A 22,948-nucleotide genomic window follows, 5' to 3' on the forward strand; every position below is an offset into this window, starting at 1 on the left:
ACCCATGGCGACCACTCCGAAGATCTACGTCAAGGCCTGCATCAACGGTGCCCGCACGCCCGACCAGCATCCGAACCTGCCGGTCACGCCGGCGCAGCTGGCCGCGGCGGCGGTGCAGGCCCACCAGGCCGGAGCCCAGGCGGTGCACATGCACCCCAAGACCGCCGACGGCAAGGACTCCCTGGAACCCGACGCCGTCGCCGCGGCCGTCGACGCCGTCCGAGAGGCGCTGCCAGGACTTGCACTGGGGGTAACGACGGGCTTTTGGGCGCTACCCGACGTCGACGCCCGCCGACGCGCAGTCGAGCGTTGGACGGTGCTGCCCGACTTCGCGTCGCTGAACTGGCACGAGCCGGGCAGTCCAGAGCTTGCCGAGATCCTGCTCGGCAAGGGGCTGGGCGTCGAGGTCGGGCTGTTCCATGCCGAAGCGGCCGCTTCTTGGGCGGAGTCCGACATGGCCCGGCACTGCATGCGGGTGATGATCGAGCTCCAGGGCCACGACGACGTCGCCGTCGCCGACGACATGCTCGCCAGGGTGCGTGCGGCGGACTCGCCCGCGCCGGTGCTGTTGCACGGGTTCGACGAAAGCTGTTGGCCGCTGCTGGAACACGCGGGGGTGGCGGGCGTGCAGACCCGCATCGGCCTGGAGGACACGTTGCGGCTGCCCGACGGGTCGACCGCGCCCGACAACGCCGCGCTGGTGTCAGCCGCGCTGGCGCTGCTCAGTCGGTAGGGGCGGCCAGTGCGAAGTCGGCGAAGTCGAAGCCGGGCACCACGATGCAGCTCACCAGGGTGGGCTCGTCGTCGCGAGGGCGCGCCCGCTGCCAGTGTCCCGGCGGAACCAGCAGCTGCGGACGCTCGCCGGCGTCGACGTCGCTGCCGAGCAAAAGCGTTGTCGCGTTGGCCTGTTCGGGACCGACCTCGAGCAACAGCGGGCTGCCGCGGTGATACAGCCACAGTTCGGCGCTGCGCACGGTGTGCCACGCCGACCGCTGGCCCGGCATGAGTAGGAACAGGATTGCGGTGCCCGCACTGCGTGGGCCTTGATATTCCGGCGGGAGTGACGACGGCCCGATGGTGACGCCACTGCGCCAGGTTTCGCGGAACCAGCCGCCCTCGGGATGCGGGGCCAGGTCGAGCCGCTGCGCCCAGCCGGGTAGCTCCGTCATGGGTCAAGCCTACGTCTGTCCGGGCCGCTCACCCGATACTCTCATCGCATGGCTCGCCTGCGCCCCGGATGGCTCGTCGTGCTGTGCGCGACGGTGGTCCTGGTCAGCGCGTGGCTGCCGTGGCTCACCACCAGCGCCGACGGTGGAGGCCGGGCGTCTGCGATCGGCGGCAAGGCCGGACACATCGCCTATCCGCCCGCCGGCTTCGGGGTGGGGCAGCTGATCGTGTTATTGACGTCGACGCTCATCGTGGCTGCGGCGATGTCGGCGCGAAGCCTCTCGCCCCGGGTCACTTCGACTGTGGCACTAGCTATTTCGGTGCTAATGACGGTGATGGCCCTGTGGTACTACCGGCTGTACGTCGCGTCGCCGATCGCCGCGGGCTACGGGTTCTACATCGGCGCCGTCGCGTCCATCGTCGCCGTGGTGCTGTCGGTGCTCGCGATGGTGGTGGCGTGGGCCGAGGCAAGCCGGAGCAGTAGGCCGTGAGGGTCGAACCCGTCGGGCTCGAGGGCGTCCGCTGGGTGTCGCTCGAGCCGCTGACCCCCGCGCACGTACCCGAGGTCGCGGCGGCGTCGGCCGATGGCGACGTGGGCAGCCTATGGTTCACCAGCGCGCCGTCGCCGGACACCGCGGAGGAGTGGGTGGACGTGCGACTGTCGCTGCAGCGCCCCGACACCGGGCTGACGTTCGTTGCGCGGACCCGTGACGGCAAGGTCGTGGGTTCGTCGAGCTACCTGCACGTCGACGGGCCGAACCGGCGGCTCGAGATCGGCAACACCTGGTTCTCGGCGTCGGTGCGCAGGACGGGCGTCAACACCGAGAGCAAGCTGCTGATGCTCGGTCACGCCTTCGACGAGTTGGGCTGCGTCGCAGTCGAATTCCGGACACACTTCTTCAACTCCACCAGCCGAGCAGCCATCGAGCGAGTCGGCGCCAAGCTCGACGGGGTGCTGCGCAGCCATCAGATCCTGCCCGACGGATCCCGTCGCGACACGGTGGTGTACTCGATCCTCGACGTGGAATGGCCTGCGGTGCGCAACAATCTGAACTTCCGGCTGGCCCGCTAGCGCGTCGCCACCTCGGCACCGCGCAGCGGGCTCGCGCACTGGTCGCACGCCAGGGTGGCCTCGAACGCCGCGCCGCAGTCCGTGTGCACCAGTTCGACGGCGGGTCCCTCCGGCGCGCGGAAGCACCGCTGCGCCCACTGCAGTGCGGTGATGAGGATGGGGAACACCGCGCGGCCCTTCTCGGTCAACCGGTAGCGCCCGTCGCCCGCGGCGAGCACGCCGTTGGCCGTAAAGATCTGCAAGCGGTCGGCCAGGGAACCGGGTGGCGCACCGAGTTGGTCCTGGAAGTCGCCGAACCGGCTGGCGCCGACGAACGCCGCCACTAACAAGGCGAACGCCCATCGATTGCCGAGGATGCTCATGGTCTCCGGGAACAGGTCCGCCCGACCGTCGACACGGTCGGCGCTCGATCGGCGCCGAGTCGAGAGCACCGGCATCGACCGCGACCAGCCACCGCTAGGACCCCATTGCGCACCAATGTCCTTCTCCGTCACCGAGTCCGCGCACGCGGCGCACCGCAGCACGGGTGCGAAGTCTGCTCCGCAGACGGTGTGGTGCATCGCGGGCAGTCGTTGGGCGTGGTCGGGGACCCAGTGTCGTTCCCACTCCCAGATCGACACGAGTACCGGCCACAGCGCGCGTCCCCGCGGCGTGAGCACGTAGTCGGCCCGCGACGGGTTGGCCTGATAGGTGCGCTTGGCCAACAGTCCGTCGGCCGTCATGGCCGCCAACCGCCGGGTCAGCACCGCGTGCGAGATCGGCAGGCGCGCCGTGAATTGCCCGTATCGCGTCGCACCCAGCGTCGCCTGCTGCAGGATCAGCAGCGTCCACTCGTCGCCGAGCACCCCGAGCATCCGGCCGACGGCGTTGGTTCCGCCTGCAGGCAACTCGGTGGGCACTACAGCCCGATCGCCTCGGCCGCGTGGTCGGTCACCCGCCAGCGGCGCAACTCCGAGCCGTCGGCCCACGTCGCGTGGGTGCCACTCGAAACCCGTTCCGGCAGCGCGAGTTTGCACACCGGTCCGTCGGACATCCGGGCCGCGTCGAACACCAGACAGAACGACGCGTCGGCGTTCATGTCGGTGGTGATGGTGACCAGGTAGCCGTCGTCCTCGCTCTTGCTGCCGACTCGCGGTGCCATGGCCGTCTCGCTGCCGTAGACGCCGTCGTCGAAGCCGAACCGTTCCTCGGAGCCGGACTTCAGGTCGTGCTTGACCAGCCCGTCGAACATGAACCAGCCCGGCTTGCCCGTCGCCGCGTAGGTGTAGCGGTAGTCGCGGCCGGCATGGCCAGGATTGATCATCCCGAACTCGGTGATGCTGTCCGACAACCGTTCCTCGCGCACTGCGCCGGTGACGAGGTTGAACCGCCACCGGTGCAGGCGGGTCTGCATCCGGTCCATGGCAAGGAACCGGAACATGCGCTGCCACGTGTCGCCGACGTGATTGTCGAGGGGTTCCGGGTCGCCCTGGAAGAAGCCGTCGAGCACGATCTCGTCGCCGTCCTCGTAGGCGTTCGGGAAGTGCAGCACGTAGGTGGGGTCGGCTTCGAACCACCTGATCTGCGAGGTGTCCCCGCGCCGGGGAATGACGGCGAAGCGCGACGGTACGTCCCGGTGGAAGCGGGGCAGATGCACGTTGCGTTCCAGCAGTCTCGGCTTCCAGAACAACGGAAAGTCGTTGAGTATCACGTAGTTCTCGGTGAACGCCATGTCATGCGGCAGCCGAGGTCCTGGCAGCGGCACGTCGACGTAGTGGACGAGTTCGTTGTTGGCGTCGACGACGCCGTAGTGCATGTACGGCGCCTGCTTGCTGTAGTTGAAGAACAGCAGCTCGCCGGTGGCGTCGTCGACCTTGGGATGCGCCGACACGCCCCAGTCGAACGGGAACGCCCCGCGCCAGTCCTCCTTGCCCAGCGTGTCGCCGGAGAACGGGTCGATGCGGTACAGGTCGCCACATTGGTAGTGACTGCTCAGTGCGGTGCCGCGGTGCACGATGACGTCCGTGGACGAGGCGTCCTTCATCAACGTCCTTGCGCCCCAGCCGTAGTCACGCTTGGAAAGTTCGATCGGTTCGGCGATGCCAGGCCACAGCGGGCCGTTCGCGTCCAACTCCTCGGCGAAGCCGTCGGTGCGCACGAACCTGTTGCGGTAGAACGCCTTTCCGTCCCGGAAGCCGACGACGTGCATCATGCCGTCGCCGTCGAACGGGTGGTAGGCCTTCATTGCCGGATGCAGCGGGTTCTCGGTGTTGCGTAGGTACACACCGTCGAGGTCGTGCGGGAGCTCACCCTCGACGACGGTCAGGTCGTCGGCGTCCCACTCGGTGGTCTGGGGACGCCACGGCCCGGTGCGGTAGGGGTGGTCGTCGTCCTCCGGCAGCGTGGACAGATACTTGCCGACGACTTCTACGTGCATGTCCTACTCCCTTGCCGCTTCTGCTAAATTGCCGGCTCGCCGGCGGTGACGACGAAACTGACTGTGGTGGAGGTACTTCCACCGAAGTTGAGCGTGCCGAACGTCGTCGCACCCTCGACCTGGTAGTCGCCCGCGGTGCCGCTGACCTGCTTGGCCGCATCCAGCAGCATCCGTACACCCGAGGCGCCGACGGGATGGCCGCCGCCGATGAGCCCGCCGCTGGGGTTCATCGGTAGCCGCCCGCCGACTTCGAGCTCGCCGTTCTCTATCGCCTTCCACGACTCCCCGGGGTCGGTGAGCCCGATGTGGTCGATGGCCAGGTACTCGCTGGGGGTGAAGCAATCGTGCACCTCGATGCCGTCGAGGTCGTCGAGCGTGGCGTGGGCGCGGGTGAACGCGTCCTGCACGGCGCGGCGGACGTGGGGCATGACGTACGGGTCGTCGGCCGAGTGGTCGAACTTCTGCTGGATGCCGAGGCCGACGGTGCGATGCCCCCAGCCGTCGATGCGACCGATGGGTTCGGCGTCGGGATGGTCGCGCAGGTAGTCGTCGGTGACGAGCACGACCCCTGCGCCGCCGTCGGTCATCTGGCTGCAGTCGAACCGCCGGATGCGGCCCTCGACGACGGGGTTGGTCTCGTCGTCGTCGCGGGCGGCCACCAGGTCGGGCACGGTCCACTGGCGGGTCTGGGCGTTGGGGTTCTTTCGGGCGTTGGCGAAGTTGAGCTGCGCGATCGCCCGAAGGTGCATCACGTCGACGCCGTAGCGCTTGTCGTACTCGTCGATGACGGAGGAGAACATGTGCGGCCACATGAACGTCGCGGCCTGGCCTTCGTGCCCGATCCACGCGGCCGCGCCGAGGTGTTGGGCGGCGGTATCGCCCGGCACGGTCTTCTCGAGCTCGACGCCGACGACGAGCGCCGTCTCGTACGCCCCGGACCGGAGGTCGGCGATGGCCGCGAGCGTGGCGACGCTGCCCGACGCGCACGCCGCTTCGTGCCGCGTGGCTGGGGCGTTCCACAGCCCGTCGACGACGGTGGCGGGCATGGCGCCGAGGTGGCCCTGTGCGGCGAACAGTTCGCCGAACGCATTCGCGACGTGGACGACGCCGACGTCGGTGGCGTCGACCTTGGCCGCCTCGAGCGTCGCGGTGACCACCTCGGCGGTCAGACCAGCGAAATCGAGGCCCTCGCGGTGCAGGTTGCGGGCGAAGTCGCTCTGATATCCGCCGAGAATCCAGACGCCTGCTCCGGTCATGACCGCACGGTACTACAACTAACAGAGTGACTGGAGAAATTGGCCGAGAAAACCTGTCGCATTCTGCTGACCTGCGGGCTCTCACCTACATGAGGAAGAACACCACCTACGAGATCGTCGATCTCCTGCACGTCGGCCGCGCCGCTCGCGTCCACGGCGACCGAATCGCCGCCGTCGTCTCGTCGTGGCTCGCCGAACTCGGAGCCGACAGCACGATGACCGAGGACCTCGCCCGCGCCGTCTGCGCCCACGACTGGCCGAAGGCGCACGCGATCGGGGAATGCCTGTCCGTCGACGTGATGGTCGCGGCCTAAGGGGAGTGACCGGCCACTTCGAGAAAAGATGTTTGGCGACCCGCCGCGGCGGGCATTGGGTGTCGCGAGCCGTGAGACCGACGTCTCCGGCCCAGACACCAATTCCCCGATCCGGCCCGTCGTGACAACCCGACGGGCCGGATCTGACTTCATGTCCGGTGTACGACGACGATTTCGCTACGACGCGTAGCGGATAGGCGTAGCTTCGGGATACGGGGCTGAGCCCGCCCCGAACAATCTGCTGCCCCAGGACGAGGGGGACACCTCATGTTCGACTTGAAGATCACCGGCGGAACCGTCGTCGACGGAACCGGCGCGGATCGCTATCGCGCCGACGTCGGCATCAAGGACGGCCGCATCGTCGAGGTGCGCCGCCGCGACGGCGACGGTCCCGGACTCGAGGGCGAGGCGGCCACCACCGTCGATGCCACCGGTCGCGTGGTGACGCCCGGCTTCGTCGACGTGCACACCCACTACGACGGCCAGGTCAGCTGGGACGAGACGTTGGAGCCGTCGAGCCTGCACGGCGTGACGACCGTCGTCAGCGGCAACTGCGGCGTCGGGTTCGCCCCGGTGCGCCCCGGACGTGAGCAGTGGCTGATCGAATTGATGGAGGGCGTCGAGGACATTCCCGGCACCGCGCTGGCCGAGGGCATCACGTGGGAGTGGGAGAGCTTCCCCGAGTACCTCGACGCCATCGAGAAGCGCCACCTGGCAATCGATTTCGGTACCCAGATCGCCCACGGCGCGGTACGCGGATACGCGATGGGGGAACGCGGCGCGCGCAACGAGGACGCCACCGACGACGACATCGCCGCGATGGCGCGCATCGTGCAGGAGGCCGTGGAGGCGGGCGCGCTGGGCTTCTCGACGTCGCGCACCGAGGGCCATCGCGCCATCGACGGCGAACCCGTGCCCGGCACGTATGCCGCCGAACGGGAACTGTTCGGGCTGGGCCGGGCGATGGCCGCGGGCGGGCAGGCGGTGTTCGAACTGGCTCCTGCGGGCGCGGTCGGTGAGGACGACGTCGCGGCGATGCGCGAGCTCGACTGGATGACGCGGCTGGCCGCGGAGACGCAACGGCCGGTGTCGTTCACCATGATTCAGACGCAGTCGGCGCCCGACCTGTGGCGCAAGCAGCTCGACCTCGCCGGCGACGCGGTGGCCAAAGGCATCCCTGTGTACGCGCAGTTCGCCGCGCGGCCGTTCGGAATGTTGTTCGGATTCCCCGGCTATCACGGCTTCGATCACCGTCCGACCTTCCAGAAGCTGAAGGCCGAACTCGACCGCGATGAGCTCGCAGCCCGGCTCGCCGATCCCGACGTGCGTGCGACGATCCTGGGCGAGGCGGACCTGCCGCCGGATCCGGCCAAGCAGTTCGACGCGATGTTCGCGATGATCCAGCACGGGTTGGGCAATCTGTACGCCATCGGGAACCCGCCGGACTACGAGCCGACGCCCGACCGAACGGTGGCGGCCATCGCAGAGGCGCGCGGAGCGGATCCGCTTGCGACGCTGTACGACCTGATGTTGGAGGACAACGCCGGGGCGATGCTGATGATGCCGTTCTTCAACTACGCAGAGGGCAATCACGACGCGATCTACGACATGATCTCGCACCCGGCAGCGGTGTCGGGCCTGTCGGACGGCGGCGCGCACTGCGGGTTGATCTGTGACGCGTCGTATCCGACGTACCTGCTGACGCACTGGGCGCGGGACCGTCACCGCGGGCCGCGGTTCTCGCTGGAACATATGGTGCGCAAGCAAACACTAGAGACCGCAACGCTTTTCGGGCTCACCGACCGCGGCGTCATCCAGGTTGGCAAGAAGGCCGACTTCAACGTGATCGACATGGACGCGTTGGCGCTCGGCACCCCGCAGATGGTCTACGACCTGCCTGCCGGCGGGCGACGCCTGGTACAGGGCGCGAGCGGCTACGACGCCACCGTGGTCAATGGTGTGGTGACCAGGCGGCATGGCGTCGACACCGGCGCGCGGCCGGGCCGGCTGCTTCGAGGCGTGCGCTAGAGCGAAGACGGACACGCCGAAACTGCAGACAGATCACGATCTTTCGCGGATTCGCGATCTGCCCGCAGTCTCGGCGAGAGTAATTCAGCGGACGGGCTCGAGCACCGCGGTGGGAAGCTGGCCGACCGGAAGGCGGTACTTCGGAGGCTTCGGCGTGGTGGGCGTCTGCTCGAGGGCCGCGAGCGTGCCGTCGACGTAGATGCTGCACTTGCCGCCCGAGATCTCGCCGGGCTTGTCGGAGGGGCAGCACGTCGAGACGCGTACGCCATCGGCGCGCACGATGGTGCCGTAGGTTCCGCCGGCGGTCTTGCAGTTCGACTCGATCGTCGATTCGGACAGTGCATTGGCGGGGGCGGCGAGGCCGATGAGGCCAGCGACGGCGCTGGCGGTGAACAACGAGCCTACGAGGAGGCTGCGCAGACGGGTCGAACGGGTGGTGTTGGACATGGCGGTTCCTTTCCTGTGGTGGCCGGTTGGCCATTCGGCCCGGGGTGGGCTTCACAGGTAGGAGCGCGACCCAGGCGTGGGCCGGACACTTTTCTGTGGAGAGTGTCGGCGCAAGGTGATTAGGGTGGGTCGATGACCCGCAACGCACGGACCGGCGCACGGCGTCGGCGTGCGGTGGCCGCAGCCCTTGCCCTGGTGGCGGTCGGCGCGACCGGTGGGGTCGCGCACGCTTCGCCGAATTTCGACGACTTCGGCTACTCCACCTGTACCGCGACCACGGTTCCCGGTCCCGACCAGACCTTCGACGACGTTGCTACCGCATGCTGTGTCAACCACGCGGGAGTGCCCGCGGCCACCACCTACGGGATCGGATGCGTCGCGCAGGTGGACAACCCGCCGCCGGATTACCGGCCGACGATCTTCATGCCCACCCGGCCGGGGCCGCCGGGGGAGGGCGACGCCACGCTCGACGAGTTGGACAAGCTGCCCCCGCTCCCGCCGCTTCCGTAGTTGGTGAACCAGCGCGGCTCGAAGTCCATGGTCAACGGGGACGCCGCAATTCCTCCTTCGTGTGACATAGTTGACTCGGAGGCGATGGCTTCTGATACATGAATTGCGTGGGGAGGGCGAGCGCCATGCGACCACGCTCGATCGTCTTCGATCTGTATGGCGAATACTTCCGGTACCGCGGAGGGGCTGCCAAGCTCGGCGTCCTGACCGAGCTGCTCGGTGCCTTCGGCGTGGAACCGGCCACGGTCCGCGTCGTGATGACGCGGCTGCGCCGGGACGGCTGGTTCGAATCGGAACGGTCGGGCCGCGAGGTCACCTACGTACTTAATGACAAGAGCTGGCGCCTGCTCGATGACGGCCGCGCGCGCATCTTCGAGCGCCATCATGGCGACTGGGATCGCACCTGGACACAGGCGCTGGTCGACGAACAGACAAGCGAACGCGAACAGCGGCAACGCGTCGAGAAGGCGTTGACCTGGTGGGGTTTCGGCCACGGCGGCGGCAATAGCTGGTTCTCGCCCCACGATCATCGCAAGAACGTCTCGGAGTCCCTCGAAGGTGACGACGAGCTTCGGGTGATCTTCCTGCGCAGTACGTCGGCGGCCATCACCACCGATCGAATGCTCGCTCGACGCTGCTGGGACCTCCGTGGCCTCGACGTGGACTACCAGGCGTTCATCGAGGAGTATCAGCCCAGGCTGGCCGGCTACCGGCGCGGCCTGCCCGGCCCGGACGCGCTCGTCGAGCGGACGACGCTCATCCAGAAGTACCGGCACTACCCGTTCCGGGATCCCGACCTGCCCGAGGAGTTGCTCCCCGCGGGCTGGCGGGGCCAGGTAGCGCACCAAACGTTCCTCGAGTGTCACGAGATCCTGCGCACGTCAGCGGAGGAATTGATCGAAGCGGTCACCAACGGCTCGAGCACTCGCAACATCGTGTGACATTTATGTTGACTTATTGATGATTAGTGTTACATGATGTGGTGACGAGCCACTGAAGATTCGGTGGCACAGCCATTGGGGGCCGCCTTGACGACGATCCGAGCCGGGCAATCCCCGGCCTCAGCCCCGGCTCTGCGCGTCGCCTGCATCGGTGGCGGCCCCGGCGGATTGTTCACCGCGATCGCACTGTCCCGGACCTTGCCCGGGTGCCACGTCGATGTCTTCGAACGCAACTCCGAGTCCGACGTATTCGGGTTCGGCGTGGTGTTCTCCGACACGACCTTGGACAACGTCGACGCCGTAGATCCGGTGTTGCGCGAGACGTTGGCGGCCCACGGACGGCGTTGGGACACCATCGCGGTCCACAGCAATCACGTGACCGTGACGGCGGGCGGCAACGGGATGTCGGCGGTGCATCGCCGCGTTCTGCTCGAATCGCTGCGTCGCCGGGCAGCCGAGCTGGGCGCCCACTTGCACTACGACTGCCCCGTCACGGTCGACGAACTGGACCACGACGGCTATGACCTCATCGTGGCCGCCGACGGCACGAATTCCGCTGTGCGCCTACAGTTCATCGACGACCTCGGCCACACGGTGGACGAGGCTCGGGTGAAGTTCATCTGGTTCGGCACCACGCACCAGTTCGACGGGCTGACGTTCCTGCACGAGCGTACGGAGCATGGGAACTTCGCCGTGCACGGCTACCCGATCGGGTCGGGTTTGAGCACCTTCATCGTCGAGACCGACGAGCCCACCTGGCGTCGGGCGGGCCTCGACGGGTTCGACGTAGCGCAACCGCCAGGCCCGTCAGACCTCGCGAGTCAGCACTACCTCGAGAAGCTATTCGGTCATCCGTTGGTCGCCAACAACTCACGATGGGCAAACTTCAGGACCCGGCGCACGAGCCACTGGCACACCCGGTCCGCACAGGGCACCCCGGTGGTGCTGTTGGGCGACGCCGTGCACACCGCGCATTTCTCGGTCGGCTCGGGCACCAAGATGGCGATGGAAGACGCTGCCGCGCTGGCCCAGTCGATAGCAGATCAGCCAACCGACATTCCCGCCGCGTTGGACCGGTTCGAACACACTCGACGCCCGCAGGTTGCCAAGGTCCAGAACTCCGCGATGCCCAGCCTGTCCTGGTGGGACCACTTCGGCGAGTACCAGCGCGCGCTGGACCCTTGGCAGTTCGGATTCCACTTCTTCAGCCGCGCCATCTCCGCCGAGAAGATCCGCCAACGGGATCCCGGCTTCGTCGCAGACAGTGAGGAGGCTTGGCGGAGTCTGCACGGGACCGCGCCGCTGGATACCCCGCTACACGTCGGACCCCGCACCCTCGAGCGTCGCTTGCTGACGCTGGACGCCTCAGCGGACGAAGGCGTGTGCCTCGGCGACGGCCGCACGACGCTGCGGGCAGTTGCCGACGGCACGGGTGAAGCGGCGTTGGTCACCGCACCCGACACCGTCGGCACCGCGCTGGACGACCGAACGACGACGGCGCTCGACGCCGTATGCGCCCGCCAGCCCGCAGCGGTCGTGATACGGGGCGGTAGCGAGTTGTCGAGGGTGCTGTGCTCCGAACACGTCCGCTTGACCTTCGGGATCCCGACGATCATCGTCGACCAGCACGCCTCGGTGCGCACGCGACGGGCGGTCGACGAAATCGATAGCGCGGCAACGTTGATTCTGTCGGGCCGCGCCGATGCGGTCACCTACGAGCCCGAACCCGCCGTCGCGGAACACGAACTCACCTCCCACGTCGAGGCGGCCCGATGACTATCGCCAGGCTTTTCGACCCAAGCTCGATCGCGGTCGTTGGAGCGTCGACCACACCCGGCAAGCTCGGCGCGGTGATGTTCGATGCCGTCAGACGAGGCAGCGACAACGGCTTGACGGTGGTCGGAATCAACCCGAAGCCCAGTGCCCACAGCTCATTTCACGAATCGCTCACCGCGGCCACCCGCGCCCGCGGCGGCGCGTTCGACTTGGCCGTGCTGTGCGTACCGGCCGCGACGACGCCGGAGGCGCTGCAGGAGGCCGCACTTTGTGGTGTCGGCGCCGCCGTCATCTGCTCGGGCGGATTCGCGGAAGCCGGCGTCGACGGCATCGCACTGCAGCAGCGGCTCAGCGACATCGTCACGACCACCGGCATCCGCCTGCTCGGGCCGAACACCTCCGGGTTCTTCCGACCAGCAGGCGCCACGGTGTCCTTCGTCCCCACCGTGGACCAGATCGCCGCCGGATCGGTAGCCGTCGTCGCCGCCAGCGGCGGGATGAATCACGCCCTGTCGTTCCTACTCTCGGAAGCCGGGGTCGGTGTCGGGCTCGGCGTGGGCCTCGGCAACTGCGTCGACATCCGCAGTGCCGACGTGCTGGAGTACCTGCGCGGCGACCCCCAAATCAGCGCCATCGCACTGCATGTCGAATCGGTCGACGACGGCGCGGCCCTATTGACGTCGGTCCGCCGCGTCAGCACCGAAAAACCGATCGTCGCCATCGTGGTCGGACGCAGTGACGTGTCAGCCTTTTCGGCGTCGCACACCGGCGCGCTGGCCACGTCCTGGCGCACGACCCGCGCATTGCTGAAAGAGGCCGGCGCCGTCGTGGTCGACTCGGAGCAGCAGCTCGTCGACGCGCTTGCGGTGCTGAGCCGCACCCGCCTGCCCGCCTGCGCGGACCCGGGCATCGGCATCGTCACCGCCCAGGCCGGACCGGGGCTCATGGTGCTCGATCAACTGCAGGCTGGCCGCGTTCGGGTGCCCGCCCTCGCCGCGCAGACCCAAGCCGCGCTCGCAGAGTTGTTGCCGCCGATGACCTTTCAGGCCAACCCCGTCGACACCGGCCGCCCGGCGGAAACCTTCGCCGACGTGCTCACCACCACTGCTGGCGATCCGGAGATCGACGCACTGGCGGTGTACGCGCTGGCCGAGCCCGACGTCGTCGACCTGGCCGACACGATTACCCGGTCCGGGCTGCCCCGTCGGCTGCCCGTCGTCGTCGGTACCGGTGGGCCGGCCGATGTGGTCGCCAAGACCCGCAACGCGGCCGCCGACATGGGGGTGCCGGTGCTGAACTCGGCCACCGCGCTGGCCAACGGCATTCGCGCGCTAGCGGACGACGCCAGGGCCCGACACCTCAACGTCGCACGTACTGAGCGTCGCGCCGGGCCCAGCCCCGCTGTCGAGTTGCCTGCCGACGAAGCCCACGCCAAGGACATGTTGGACGCGCTGGGGATCGCGACGCCACCGCGGCGGGTATGCGGCGATCGCGAGGCCGCCCACCGCGCGCTCGACGAACTCCGCCACCCGGTCGCGGTCAAGATCCTCGACGCCACCGTGCTGCACAAGACGGAACTCGGCGGCGTACACCTCGGCGTCGGCTCCCACGGGCAGCTCGCCGACGCCCTTGACGCACTTGACGCCATCCCCGCTCCGGCCTACCTGATCGAAAGCATGGCCGACCCCGGGGTGGACATGTTCCTCGGTGCCCGCCGCGACCCGGTGTTCGGGCCGATCGTCGTCGCGGGTCTTGGCGGCACCGCCGCAGAGGCCATCGGTGACGTGACGATCCGTAGCCATCGTGTCACCAGTGCGGCCGCCGCCGCGATGCTCGACGACCTCCAGTGCGCTGCCCTGCTCGACGGGTGGCGCGGTGGTCCCCGGATCGACCGCGCAGAGTTCGCCCGCATCGTCGTCGCGCTCGCGATGTTCATCGACGACCACGCCGAAGTCAGCGATGTCGAGATCAACCCGCTGCGCCTCACTGCTACCGGGTTGATCGCGCTCGACGCAGTAATCGTGGAGGTGCCATGACAACTCGAACGCCCATTGCCATCGACGGTGTGGTGCCCTGGCCCGACGACGTCGCCGCGCACTACCGCAAGGCCGGCTACTGGCATGGCCGATCCGTGGCGTCCTACCTTGCCGAGCAAGTCGAGCGCCGGCCGCTCGACGAGGCGATCGTGGACGGCACCACGCGGCTGACCTATCGGGACCTATGGGACCGTTCCGCAGCGTGCGCGCAAGCCCTGCTCGACCTGGGCATTCGACCCGGTGACCGCATCGTGGTGCAGTTGCCAAACTGCTGGGAATTCGTCGCATTGGCGCTGGGCTGCTTTCGGAGTGGAATCGTCCCGGTCATGGCGCTGCCGGCCCATCGCCGACACGAGATCACCCACCTCGCGGCACAGTCGGAGGCCCGTGCGCTAGTCATCACCGACGTCACCTCCGACGAGGATCCACGTGAGACTGCGCAGCAGGTCGCCGCTGAAGTGCCCACTGTGCGTGCCATTTTGGTGCACGGTGCGCTGTCGCAAGGCATCACCGAGCAGGCACCGGAATACCGGCTCCGTGCGGCCGCGAACGGCACAGCACGATTCGCCGCCGCGGATTACGAGCCCGCCGGTGCCGACGTGGTTTGCATGCTGTTGTCCGGCGGCACCACGGGCGTTCCCAAACTGATCGTGCGCACCAATGATGACTACGTCTGCAACATCCTGATGTGCAACGAGGTCGCGGAGTTCGGTCCCGACACCGTGTATTTGGCTGCGCTGCCGGTCAGCCACAACTTCGCGTTGGCGTGCCCGGGCATCCTCGGCGCGTTGTTCGCCGGCGCTCGGGTGGTGATGCTACCGTCACCGTCCCCCGAGCGGGCACTGAAAACCATTGACGCGGAACGGGTCACGGCCACTGCGTTGGTGCCCGCGGTCGCTCAGCGGTGGATCGAACACCAGCGGGACAACGGGACGCTGCGAGGCCACACCTTGCGCGTGCTGCAGGTCGGCGGGGCACGCATGCCCGACGAACTCGCCGCCCGGGTCGAGCCGGTGTTGGGCGCACGCCTGCAGCAGGTCTTCGGCATGGCCGAGGGACTGATCAACATGACCCGCTTGGACGACGACCTGGAGGTCGTGCTGACCACCCAGGGTCGGCCGGTGTGCGACGCCGACGAGATCGCCATCGTCGGCGAAGACGGCACGCCGTTGCCCGACGGCACACCGGGCGCCTTGCTGACCCGCGGCCCGTACACACCGCGCGGCTACTTCCGCGCGGCCGCCCACAACGCCCGCGCGTTCACCGCCGACGGGTGGTACGCCAGCGGCGACGTGGTGCTGCGCCGCCCTGACGGAAACCTGGTGGTGGAGGGTCGCGACAAGGACATGATCAACCGTGGCGGGGAAAAGGTTTCGGCCGAAGAGGTGGAGAACTTCGCCTACCAGCTCGTCGGCGTCGACCTGGCAGCCGCGGTCGCCATGCCGGATGCCGTCCTTGGCGAGCGGGTGTGCCTGTACGTCACCCTCGCCCATGGCGATCCGATCACGCTGACCGACGTCACCGACCTGATGAATGCCGCTGGTGTCGCACGGTTCAAGCTTCCCGAGCGGTTGGTCGTCGTCGACCAGCTGCCCACCACCAAGGTCGGCAAGCTCGACAAGAAGGCGATTCGTGAGGACATCTGCAGTCGCCTCGCCGAGGAGGGCCACAAGTGATGACCACGCCACTGCACGATGACCAATTGGACCGGCTCTACACCGATTTCGACCGCGAACACCTCCTGCCGTTGTGGACTCAGCGCGGAGATCTGATGCCGTCCGCTCCGATGTCGAAAGCGGTGCCGTTCGTGTGGAAGTGGGCGACGCTGTACCCGCTGGCCCAACGGGCAGGCGAGCTCGTGCTTGTTGGCCGCGGCGGGGAGCGGCGCGCGATCGCACTGGCCAACCCGGGTCTGGGTGGCCTCCCATACGCGACCCCCACGCTGTGGGCGGCCATCCAATACCTCGGGCCGAAGGAGACAGCGCCCGAACATCGGCACTCCCAGAACGCCTTTCGGTTCATCGTCGAAGGGGACGGGGTCTGGACCGTCGTCAACGGCGACCCGGTCGCGATGCGTCGCGGCGACTTCCTGCTCACTCCTGGCTGGCACTTTCATGGCCACCACAACGAGACACAGCAGCCGATGGCCTGGATCGACGGGCTCGACATTCCGTTCGTGCACTACACCGACACTGGGTTCTTCGAGTTCGGCTCCGACGGAGTCACCGACGAGTCGACACCCGAGGTGTCCCGGTCCGAACGGCTCTGGGCACACCCGGGTCTTCGCCCGTTGGTCGGGTTGGGCGCCAAGGTCAGTTCGCCGATCGCCGCGTACCGGTGGCAACACACCGATGCCGCGTTGCGCGCGCAACTGGAGTTGGAGGACGAGGGCCATCCCGCGACCACTGAACCCGGACATGCCGCCGTTCGGTACACCAACCCCACCACCGGTGGTGACGTCATGCCGACCATCCGCGCCGAGTTTCATCGGTTGCGCGCCGGCGCGCACACGCGGACTCGTCGCGACGTCGGTTCGGCCGTCTACCAGATCTTCCAGGGCACCGGCAGATTCCACCTCGACACGGGCATCACCGAGGTCGGCAAAGGCGACCTCGTCGTCGTACCGTCCTGGACCGAATGGGCCATCGAGGCCGACACCGAGCTTGACCTCTTCACGTTCTCCGACGCCCCCATCGTCGAGCGCCTGCACTTCGATCGCACCTACATCCCCGAAGGACCCTGATGAGACTGGCCACCCTACGCATCGACGGCACCACCGCGGCCGCTCGCGTCGACGACGACACTGCCACCCTCGTTGGCGACTACGCAGACTTGTCGGCCCTGCTCGCCGAACCGGATTGGAGGCGCATCGCTGAAGACGCAACGGGCCAAGCCATCCCGCTGTCCGGCGCTGACTACGCCCCGGTGGTCCCGCGGCCCGGCAAGATCGTCTGCGTCGGCCTCAACTATGCCTCCCACATCACCGAGATGGGACGCGAACTGCCTCAGTACCCAACACTTTTCGGCAAGTGGGCCGAGGCGTTGACCGGGCCATACGACGATGTCGTCGTACCGGAATACGCTGCCTCGGAACTGGATTGGGAAGCCGAACTGGCCGTGGTCATCGGCCGGGCGGCCTATCAGGTGCCCGAAGCGGCCGCCGATGGTTACATCGCCGGCTATTCGGTGATCAACGACTATACGATGCGCGACTACCAGTACCGCACGCTGCAGTGGGACCAGGGCAAGACCTTCGAGAAGACAAGCGGTTTCGGCCCCTACCTCGACACCGACTACGCGCTGGGCACCCGGATCGAGACCCGCCTCGACGGTGAGGTGATGCAAAGCGCAAACACCGACGACTTGGTGTTCACCCCGGCCAAGCTCGTCGAATACATCTCTCATATCCTCACCCTGCAGCCCGGCGACGTCATCATCACCGGTACGACGGGCGGCGTGGGTCATGCGCGCAAACCACCGCGTTACATCCAGCACGGCGAGGTGGTGGAGGTCAGCATCGACGGCCTGGGAACCGTCCGCAACAAGACGATCATCAAGTAGCGGATCCCTCTGGTGTTCAACGACCTTGACCCCGCGGACCGGCTACTGAGCGCCAGGCGCGGCACGGCGTACTTCGCACAGCGGCTGGCGGAGCTCAGTGACCGCGACCTGGACGCCGACTCGCTGCTGCCCGGGTGGTCGCGCCGGCACCTGCTCGCTCACGTGGGCTACAACGCGGCAGCGTTGTGCCGGTTGATGGACTGGGCGAGCACGGGTACCGAGACTCCGATGTACGCCTCCGCCGACCAGCGTGCTCGCGAGATCGACGAGGGCTCGACGCTGAGTGCCGGTGCGCTGCGAAATCTGTTCGACCACACCGTGGCCCGGCTGGACGCGAAGTGGCGCGACCTGCCGTCCGCAGCGTGGTCGGCGCAGGTCCGCACCGCTCAGGGCCGCCTCGTCCCCGCATCTGAAGCGGTGTGGATGCGTACTCGCGAAGTGTGGATCCACGCCGTGGACCTCGGCAACGGCGGACGGTTCGGTGACTTCCCCCCGGTGGTGTTGCAGTCATTGCTGGCCGACATCGTGGATGCGTGGCGCCGCAACGAGCGCGGCGGCGGGCTGGTGCTCGCCGTCGAAGGTTGTACCCCGATTGCCATGGTTCCGGCAGAGCGCACGACGACGGTCGCGGGTCCGCTTGCGGCCGTGGTGCGGTGGGCGGCGGGGCGGGGCGCGGTCGGCGTCGACATCGACGGCGACTCCGACGGACCACCGCGCTGGCTATGAGAAAAGGCCCAGCCCAGCCCAGACAACCAAACCGTCCTCTTCTGAGCGGCCCGCCGCCTTCATCGCGCCGCCACCATCGGCGTGTCGACTCCGATCGCACCAGTGGTTTGTGACCCCCCGGGCGCTCCGATCGGCTCGTCGCGACCGGCTAGCACGTCGGTGAAGAATCGGCGGTTGTCCTCAACGAATTCCAGCTCGGCGTCACCGACCCGGCGGTCCTGGCTGATCGCCTCGACCGGACACACCGGTTCGCAAGCACCGCAGTCGATGCATTCCTTGGGGTTGATGTATAGCTTGCGGTCGCCCTCGTAGATGCAGTCCACCGGGCATTCCTCCATGCAGGACTTGTCCATCACATCGATACACGGCCCTGCGATCACATACGGCACGTCGTTTCTCCTTCCCGTCAGTGGCGCTCACGCGGGGGTGAGCGTCGGCGCTGGCTGCTCGTCGGTGGAGTGACCGGGGAACAGCTGCGCTTGGGGGTCGATGTGCACCGCGGCATTGTTGACTGCTGTCGCCACTTCACCGAAGCCGACGGAGATCAACCGCACCTTGCCGTCGTAGTCGACGACGTCTCCGGCGGCGAAAACACCCGTGCGTCCAGTACGCATCGCCGAATCCACGACGATGTGCCGGTTGTCGCGTAGTTCGACACCCCACTCGCGCAGCGGGCCAAGGTTGGCGACGAAACCCAGCGCCGCAACCACCCGCTGACACTCGACGCGACGCATGTCGTCCGTCCCCTTGATCGCGATATCGGCGTGTGCGACGGCGCCGTTGCCACCAAGGGCGCCGACCTCGGCGTCAGTGATCAATTCGACCGTGGACCGTTCGACTTGGGCAACGGTGGCGGCGTGCGCCCGGAACGCTTTTCGCCGATGTACGACCGTTACCGAAGCGGCGATCGGCTCCAACATGAGCGCCCAGTCCAAGGCCGAGTCACCACCACCGACGATCACCACGTCGGTCGCGGCATACGGCGTGGGGTTTGGAACGAAGTACTCCAGTCCCCGGCCAAGATAGTCTTCTCCGGCGGACAGCTTGCGAGGTGTGAATGTACCGATGCCAGCGGTGATAATGATTGCACCGCAGCGGAGTTCATCGCCTCTAGTGGTCGTGATGGTGTGTGTGCCCGACGAATCCGTAGAGAGCTGCTGCGCCTCCTGGCCAAGGATGTAGAACGGGCTCGCGGACGCTGCCTGCTCGGCCAGCGCGTCAACGAGGTCGCGACCCTTCACGGCTGGGTAGCCGGCAATGTCGAATATCTGCTTCTCCGGATACATCGCGGTGATTTGGCCGCCGAGCTGCGACAGCGAATCGATGACGGCGACGCGCAAGCCGCGCACGCCCGCGTAGTAGGCGCCGTAGAGGCCGACCGGCCCCGCTCCCACAATTAGCACATCGGCGGAGTAGACAGTCATTGCAGCACTTCCGTTTTCGTCTGCTCGAGCATCATTTCGCGGACGCGGAACCGCTGAAGCTTGCCGGTCGCCGTCTTTGGCAGCTCGGCGGTGAAATCCACCGACCGCGGTCGCTTGAAGGCCGCCAGGCCTTCCCGGCACCAGGCGATCAGGTCGTCGGCGCAGACATCGTCATGACCGGGCGACCGAACGACGAGGGCGGCGGGTTTATCGATACCATCGCCGTCCGGCAGGCCGACCACGGCGGCTTCGGCGACGCCCTCGTGTTCGAGCAGGCGCTCCTCAACCTCGGTGGGGGCCACCCAGATCCCGCCGGCCTTGAGGAGATCGTTGGACCGGCCCAGACAGTGGTAGTAGCCCTCGTCGTCGAGCACATACGTGTCGCCGGTACGCAGCCACTCTCCCTGGAAGACAGTGCGATTAGCCTCCGCGCGACGCCAGTATCCAAGCGCAATCGATTCACCGCTCACGTAAAGATCCCCAGCCGTCCCGGGTGTCACCACCACGTGACCATCGGTGTCGCGCAGTTCCACCTTGTAGCCGGGCACGGGTTTTCCGGTGGTGCCGGGCCGAATGTCGTCAGGGCCGTTGGACAAGAAGATGTGCAGCGCTTCAGTGGAACCGATGCCATCGAGGATGTCTACACCGAACCGGTCCTTGAACCTGTTCTGCACCACCTCGGGCAACGTCTCGCCGGCCGATACGCACAACCGCACTGAGGCGAAGACTTCGGCAGGCAGGTCGGAGGCCAGCAGGGCCGAGTAGAAGGTGGGCACCGCGAAGAAAAGGCTGGGTGACTCGGCCATCAACCTTTCACCGATGGACTCTGGCGTCGGGCGAAGCGACTGCAGGATCGCCGTCGCCCCCGCGCCGAGGGGAAAGAACAAGCTGTTCCCGATCCCGTAGGCGAAGAACAACTTCGCGACGGACAGGCACCGGTCGTCGTCACGAATTCCCAGGGTCTGTTGGCCGTAAGTCTCATACACGTGGCGAATGTTGGCGTGGCGATGCATCGCGGCCTTCGGCGTGCCGGTCGTTCCGGACGTATAGAGCCAGAGTGCCCACGAATCGGGGTCGGTGGCCGCCGGCGGCTCGCCTTGGCCCACCAGTTCCGTCCAACGCGTAACGGTCACGTCCTGGCGGATCGGCGTGGGCAAGGCTTGGTATTCGCCCGCGATCACGAGCTGGGCGACGTCGGGTGACGAGTCGACCGCCGCTGCAACGGAGCCGAGATACTCCGGTGTTGCGATCACGACGCACGCACCGGAGTCCTGGATGATCTTGGCCAGTTCATCGCCGTTGAGCATCGTCGACACCGGGACCGCGACGAATCCCCCGTGGAATGCCGCCAGAATGCTGGTGGCCATCTCCACGTCGTCGGCCATCACCAGCACGATGCGATCGTCACGGCGCAGCCCGAGGCTGCGTAAACCGCTCGCCAGGCTTGCCACATCCTGCGAGAGCTCGCCGTAAGTCCGCGCCCGCGAACCGATCAGGGCGATCTTGTCTTGCGCTTCGCTCCCCACATGGCGGTGCACGAGGAAGTCGGCGGCGTTGAACCCGTCCATCACTACACCCGCTTGGTGTCGAAGCTCGCACGCTGACCGGTACCGTACCGGCGCAGCGCGCCTTCGGGTCCGGCTGCGTTGGGCCGCACGAAGATCCAGTTCTGCCAGGCGGTCAGCCGCCCGAAGATCTTGGTTTCCACCGTTTCCGGCCCGACGAATCGGTGATTGGCTTCCATTCCGGTCAACGAATCCGGTGACAGGGACGCACGCTCTTCGAGTGTGATGCGAAGCTCGTCGGCGAAATCGATGTCGTCAAGGGCGGACGTGACCATCCCGAGTTCGTTAGCCTGCGCCGCCAGCAACGGGGTATCAATGCGGTCGGCCACGGCCGCGAGTTGCTCGGGATGACCGTAGAAGCGGGACTCGATCCGGGAGAGTCCATTACCCATCAAATAGTCGCCAAAGTTGGATTCGGTGACCTCGATCGTTGCCGGTGACGCGTCCGGGTCGACGTCCTCATATGCGCCGTCCAACATGTATTGGCGATCGCTGGCCAGCGCCAGCTCGAGCAGGAGGCCAACGAAGGCGCTGCCCGGTTCGATGACCGCGAACAGGCTGCGGCTCGTGACGTCGAGGCGCTTCAACGTCCGCTTGTAGTAAAGGCGGACCTCGTTGATGAACCAGTTGTCGGTGTTGGCTTGCAGCTGACCGTCGTAGGCACGTACGAGATCGGCATCGCCGACCACGCGGAAGACCCATGTTCCGAGCTCCGGCTCGTTGGTGCGCAGCCGCAGGATCAGGTCATCGAGCTCCCGGGTCATGGCCAGCGGCCAGTAATCGGCGCCTCGGGCCACGGCGCCGTCGGCATCCGCCGGCGGTGCGGAGCTGGGTCCGGCCACCACGATCTCGACGCGCCGTTCGGCGCGGTGCAGTGTCGCATGCACGTGGCGGTAATGGATCTCGTCGCCGTCACTTTGCCGAGACAGCGGCGGGAGAGCGACACCCGCTGCATCGGCCGGCCGTGACGACCGGGCGACGGCGTCCTCCGCGCGGGCGCGAACCCGTTCATCGAACCGGGCCCGTGATACGGCCTCGTCGACGAGCCCCCACTCGACGGCGGTCGCGCCACGCACGCCCTCGGCCCGTGTCGCGAAGACGTCGGCGCGGTCCTTGCGTACCTTGCGCTTGTCGACGACCCGGGTCAGGCCACCCGTTCCGGGCAGCACGCCGAGCAGGGGCACCTCCGGTAGCGACACCGCCGACGAGCCATCGTCGAGCAGCACGATCTGGTCACACGCCGCGGCCAGCTCGTAACCACCACCGGCCGACGTGCCGTTGAGCGCCGCGATGTATGTCTGGCCAGAGTTCTCCGTCGCGTCCTCCATGCCGTTGCGCGTTTCATTGGTGAACTTGCAGAAGTTGACCTTCCACGCGTGGGTCGACTGTGCGAGCATGCGAATGTTGGCGCCTGCACAGAACATCCGCTCCAGACCACCCGTCACGACGACGGCCTTGACCTCCGGATGTTCGAACCGCAGGCGCTGTACGGCGTCATAGAGTTCGATGTCGACGCCGAGGTCGTAGGAGTTCATCTTCAGCTCGTAGCCGGGCACCAACCCACCATGCGGATCGACAGCCAGCGTAAGCGTCGCCACGGCTCCGTCGAATTCCAGTTTCCAGTGCCGGTACGCCGACGGCTCGGTGTCGAATTCGACCACCGGAGCATCCGTCGCGGCCATCGGCTCGGAAGTTAGCGTTGCTGTCAT

At 67.3% G+C, this 22,948-nt stretch carries 22 protein-coding genes; 13 read left to right on the top strand and 9 right to left on the bottom strand.

Annotated features, from left to right (window positions below; all coding sequences use genetic code 11):
• Positions 1-4: 4 nt before the first annotated feature.
• A complete protein-coding gene (locus SLQ33_RS25540; protein WP_319456691.1) occupies positions 5-733 on the top strand; it encodes a 3-keto-5-aminohexanoate cleavage protein in 729 nt (242 codons plus the stop codon).
• Here the strand turns inward: SLQ33_RS25540 and SLQ33_RS25545 are convergent.
• Positions 723-1,169, bottom strand: coding sequence for a cupin domain-containing protein (locus SLQ33_RS25545; protein ID WP_319456692.1), 447 nt, complete (start codon positions 1,167-1,169; stop codon positions 723-725). The genes SLQ33_RS25540 and SLQ33_RS25545 overlap by 11 nt on opposite strands.
• A 48-nt stretch (positions 1,170-1,217) precedes the next feature.
• Here SLQ33_RS25545 and SLQ33_RS25550 point away from each other — a divergent pair, with 48 nt between their 5' ends.
• Both SLQ33_RS25550 and SLQ33_RS25555 read left to right on the top strand, forming a co-directional pair.
• Positions 1,218-1,658: a hypothetical protein gene (locus tag SLQ33_RS25550; protein WP_319456693.1), complete on the top strand. Its 441-nt coding sequence runs from the start codon at positions 1,218-1,220 to the stop codon at positions 1,656-1,658.
• Positions 1,655-2,239 (top strand): GNAT family N-acetyltransferase, encoded by a 585-nt coding sequence (locus SLQ33_RS25555; protein WP_319456694.1) that lies wholly within the window; start codon positions 1,655-1,657, stop codon positions 2,237-2,239. Before SLQ33_RS25550 ends, SLQ33_RS25555 begins: the two co-directional genes overlap by 4 nt.
• Here SLQ33_RS25555 and SLQ33_RS25560 read toward each other — a convergent pair.
• From SLQ33_RS25560 to SLQ33_RS25570, 3 genes are read right to left on the bottom strand one after another with little or no spacing between them, the layout of a single operon-like run.
• A complete protein-coding gene (locus SLQ33_RS25560; protein WP_319456836.1) occupies positions 2,236-3,093 on the bottom strand; it encodes a winged helix-turn-helix transcriptional regulator in 858 nt (285 codons plus the stop codon). The genes SLQ33_RS25555 and SLQ33_RS25560 overlap by 4 nt on opposite strands.
• 44 nt (positions 3,094-3,137) lie before the next feature.
• Positions 3,138-4,655 carry a carotenoid oxygenase family protein gene (locus SLQ33_RS25565; RefSeq protein WP_319456695.1) on the bottom strand — a complete coding sequence of 506 codons (1,518 nt, stop codon included), beginning with the start codon at positions 4,653-4,655 and terminating at the stop codon, positions 3,138-3,140.
• Between the two features lie 23 nt (positions 4,656-4,678).
• On the bottom strand, positions 4,679-5,911 hold the full coding sequence (locus SLQ33_RS25570; RefSeq protein WP_319456696.1) for an acetyl-CoA acetyltransferase: 1,233 nt from the start codon (positions 5,909-5,911) through the stop codon (positions 4,679-4,681).
• 89 nt (positions 5,912-6,000) lie between these two features.
• On the opposite strand from SLQ33_RS25570, the gene SLQ33_RS25575 reads away from it, so the two are divergent.
• Together SLQ33_RS25575 and SLQ33_RS25580 are read left to right on the top strand one after the other, a co-directional pair.
• A complete protein-coding gene (locus tag SLQ33_RS25575) occupies positions 6,001-6,225 on the top strand; it encodes a hypothetical protein (protein WP_319456697.1) in 225 nt (74 codons plus the stop codon).
• A gap of 267 nt (positions 6,226-6,492) precedes the next feature.
• Positions 6,493-8,253, top strand: a complete 1,761-nt coding sequence (locus tag SLQ33_RS25580) for an N-acyl-D-amino-acid deacylase family protein (RefSeq protein ID WP_319456698.1) — start codon at positions 6,493-6,495, stop codon at positions 8,251-8,253.
• A gap of 84 nt (positions 8,254-8,337) precedes the next feature.
• Here the strand turns inward: SLQ33_RS25580 and SLQ33_RS25585 are convergent, their stop codons facing one another.
• Complete coding sequence (locus SLQ33_RS25585) at positions 8,338-8,700, bottom strand: hypothetical protein (RefSeq protein ID WP_319456699.1); 363 nt, start codon at positions 8,698-8,700, stop codon at positions 8,338-8,340.
• Positions 8,701-8,832: 132 nt separating this feature from the next.
• On the opposite strand from SLQ33_RS25585, the gene SLQ33_RS25590 reads away from it, so the two are divergent.
• The 8 genes from SLQ33_RS25590 (at position 8,833) to SLQ33_RS25625 (ending at position 18,250) form a co-directional block, all read left to right on the top strand.
• Positions 8,833-9,210 carry a hypothetical protein gene (locus SLQ33_RS25590; RefSeq protein ID WP_319456700.1) on the top strand — a complete coding sequence of 126 codons (378 nt, stop codon included), beginning with the start codon at positions 8,833-8,835 and terminating at the stop codon, positions 9,208-9,210.
• Between the two features lie 125 nt (positions 9,211-9,335).
• Positions 9,336-10,151 carry a PaaX family transcriptional regulator C-terminal domain-containing protein gene (locus SLQ33_RS25595; protein ID WP_319456701.1) on the top strand — a complete coding sequence of 272 codons (816 nt, stop codon included), beginning with the start codon at positions 9,336-9,338 and terminating at the stop codon, positions 10,149-10,151.
• Positions 10,152-10,214: 63 nt separating this feature from the next.
• Positions 10,215-11,927: an FAD-dependent monooxygenase gene (locus SLQ33_RS25600; RefSeq protein WP_319456702.1), complete on the top strand. Its 1,713-nt coding sequence runs from the start codon at positions 10,215-10,217 to the stop codon at positions 11,925-11,927.
• The gene (locus tag SLQ33_RS25605) at positions 11,924-13,963 is read left to right on the top strand and encodes an acetate--CoA ligase family protein (protein WP_319456703.1); all 2,040 of its coding nucleotides are present in this window, start codon (positions 11,924-11,926) and stop codon (positions 13,961-13,963) included. The genes SLQ33_RS25600 and SLQ33_RS25605 overlap by 4 nt, the downstream gene beginning before the upstream one ends.
• Positions 13,960-15,639, top strand: coding sequence for a (2,3-dihydroxybenzoyl)adenylate synthase (locus SLQ33_RS25610; RefSeq protein ID WP_319456704.1), 1,680 nt, complete (start codon positions 13,960-13,962; stop codon positions 15,637-15,639). The genes SLQ33_RS25605 and SLQ33_RS25610 overlap by 4 nt, the downstream gene beginning before the upstream one ends.
• The gene (locus tag SLQ33_RS25615) at positions 15,639-16,706 is read left to right on the top strand and encodes a cupin domain-containing protein (protein ID WP_319456705.1); all 1,068 of its coding nucleotides are present in this window, start codon (positions 15,639-15,641) and stop codon (positions 16,704-16,706) included. Before SLQ33_RS25610 ends, SLQ33_RS25615 begins: the two co-directional genes overlap by 1 nt.
• A complete protein-coding gene (locus SLQ33_RS25620; protein WP_319456706.1) occupies positions 16,706-17,524 on the top strand; it encodes a fumarylacetoacetate hydrolase family protein in 819 nt (272 codons plus the stop codon). Before SLQ33_RS25615 ends, SLQ33_RS25620 begins: the two co-directional genes overlap by 1 nt.
• Before the next feature lie 9 nt (positions 17,525-17,533).
• Positions 17,534-18,250, top strand: a complete 717-nt coding sequence (locus SLQ33_RS25625) for a maleylpyruvate isomerase family mycothiol-dependent enzyme (protein ID WP_319456837.1) — start codon at positions 17,534-17,536, stop codon at positions 18,248-18,250.
• 59 nt (positions 18,251-18,309) lie between these two features.
• Here the strand turns inward: SLQ33_RS25625 and fdxA are convergent, their stop codons facing one another.
• The 4 genes from fdxA to boxC are packed head-to-tail and all read right to left on the bottom strand — an operon-like array spanning position 18,310 to position 22,948.
• On the bottom strand, positions 18,310-18,639 hold the full coding sequence (gene fdxA / locus SLQ33_RS25630; protein WP_319456707.1) for a ferredoxin: 330 nt from the start codon (positions 18,637-18,639) through the stop codon (positions 18,310-18,312).
• A gap of 27 nt (positions 18,640-18,666) precedes the next feature.
• Positions 18,667-19,674, bottom strand: a complete 1,008-nt coding sequence (locus SLQ33_RS25635; RefSeq protein WP_319456708.1) for an NAD(P)/FAD-dependent oxidoreductase — start codon at positions 19,672-19,674, stop codon at positions 18,667-18,669.
• On the bottom strand, positions 19,671-21,242 hold the full coding sequence (locus SLQ33_RS25640; protein WP_319456709.1) for a benzoate-CoA ligase family protein: 1,572 nt from the start codon (positions 21,240-21,242) through the stop codon (positions 19,671-19,673). Before SLQ33_RS25640 ends, SLQ33_RS25635 begins: the two co-directional genes overlap by 4 nt.
• Before the next feature lie 2 nt (positions 21,243-21,244).
• Positions 21,245-22,948, bottom strand: coding sequence for a 2,3-epoxybenzoyl-CoA dihydrolase (gene boxC, locus SLQ33_RS25645; protein ID WP_319456710.1), 1,704 nt, complete (start codon positions 22,946-22,948; stop codon positions 21,245-21,247).

It is taken from the genome of Mycobacterium sp. RTGN6, from assembly GCF_033804605.1.
Classification (GTDB): Bacteria; Actinomycetota; Actinomycetes; order Mycobacteriales; family Mycobacteriaceae; genus Mycobacterium.

Excerpts from the sequence above, each read along its gene's own strand:
- SLQ33_RS25620 (WP_319456706.1), top strand. The coding sequence starts at position 16,706 with ATGAGACTGGCCACCCTACGCATCGACGGCACCACCGCGGCCGCTCGC.
- SLQ33_RS25570 (WP_319456696.1), bottom strand. The coding sequence starts at position 5,911 with ATGACCGGAGCAGGCGTCTGGATTCTCGGCGGATATCAGAGCGACTTC.
- SLQ33_RS25605 (WP_319456703.1), top strand. The coding sequence starts at position 11,924 with ATGACTATCGCCAGGCTTTTCGACCCAAGCTCGATCGCGGTCGTTGGA.
- SLQ33_RS25595 (WP_319456701.1), top strand. The coding sequence starts at position 9,336 with ATGCGACCACGCTCGATCGTCTTCGATCTGTATGGCGAATACTTCCGG.
- SLQ33_RS25550 (WP_319456693.1), top strand. The coding sequence starts at position 1,218 with ATGGCTCGCCTGCGCCCCGGATGGCTCGTCGTGCTGTGCGCGACGGTG.
- SLQ33_RS25580 (WP_319456698.1), top strand. The coding sequence starts at position 6,493 with ATGTTCGACTTGAAGATCACCGGCGGAACCGTCGTCGACGGAACCGGC.
- SLQ33_RS25565 (WP_319456695.1), bottom strand. The coding sequence starts at position 4,655 with ATGCACGTAGAAGTCGTCGGCAAGTATCTGTCCACGCTGCCGGAGGAC.
- SLQ33_RS25615 (WP_319456705.1), top strand. The coding sequence starts at position 15,639 with ATGACCACGCCACTGCACGATGACCAATTGGACCGGCTCTACACCGAT.
- SLQ33_RS25590 (WP_319456700.1), top strand. The coding sequence starts at position 8,833 with ATGACCCGCAACGCACGGACCGGCGCACGGCGTCGGCGTGCGGTGGCC.
- SLQ33_RS25585 (WP_319456699.1), bottom strand. The coding sequence starts at position 8,700 with ATGTCCAACACCACCCGTTCGACCCGTCTGCGCAGCCTCCTCGTAGGC.
- SLQ33_RS25575 (WP_319456697.1), top strand. The coding sequence starts at position 6,001 with ATGAGGAAGAACACCACCTACGAGATCGTCGATCTCCTGCACGTCGGC.
- SLQ33_RS25560 (WP_319456836.1), bottom strand. The coding sequence starts at position 3,093 with ATGCTCGGGGTGCTCGGCGACGAGTGGACGCTGCTGATCCTGCAGCAG.
- SLQ33_RS25640 (WP_319456709.1), bottom strand. The coding sequence starts at position 21,242 with ATGGACGGGTTCAACGCCGCCGACTTCCTCGTGCACCGCCATGTGGGG.
- boxC (WP_319456710.1), bottom strand. The coding sequence starts at position 22,948 with ATGACAGCAACGCTAACTTCCGAGCCGATGGCCGCGACGGATGCTCCG.
- SLQ33_RS25635 (WP_319456708.1), bottom strand. The coding sequence starts at position 19,674 with ATGACTGTCTACTCCGCCGATGTGCTAATTGTGGGAGCGGGGCCGGTC.
- SLQ33_RS25545 (WP_319456692.1), bottom strand. The coding sequence starts at position 1,169 with ATGACGGAGCTACCCGGCTGGGCGCAGCGGCTCGACCTGGCCCCGCAT.
- SLQ33_RS25610 (WP_319456704.1), top strand. The coding sequence starts at position 13,960 with ATGACAACTCGAACGCCCATTGCCATCGACGGTGTGGTGCCCTGGCCC.
- SLQ33_RS25540 (WP_319456691.1), top strand. The coding sequence starts at position 5 with ATGGCGACCACTCCGAAGATCTACGTCAAGGCCTGCATCAACGGTGCC.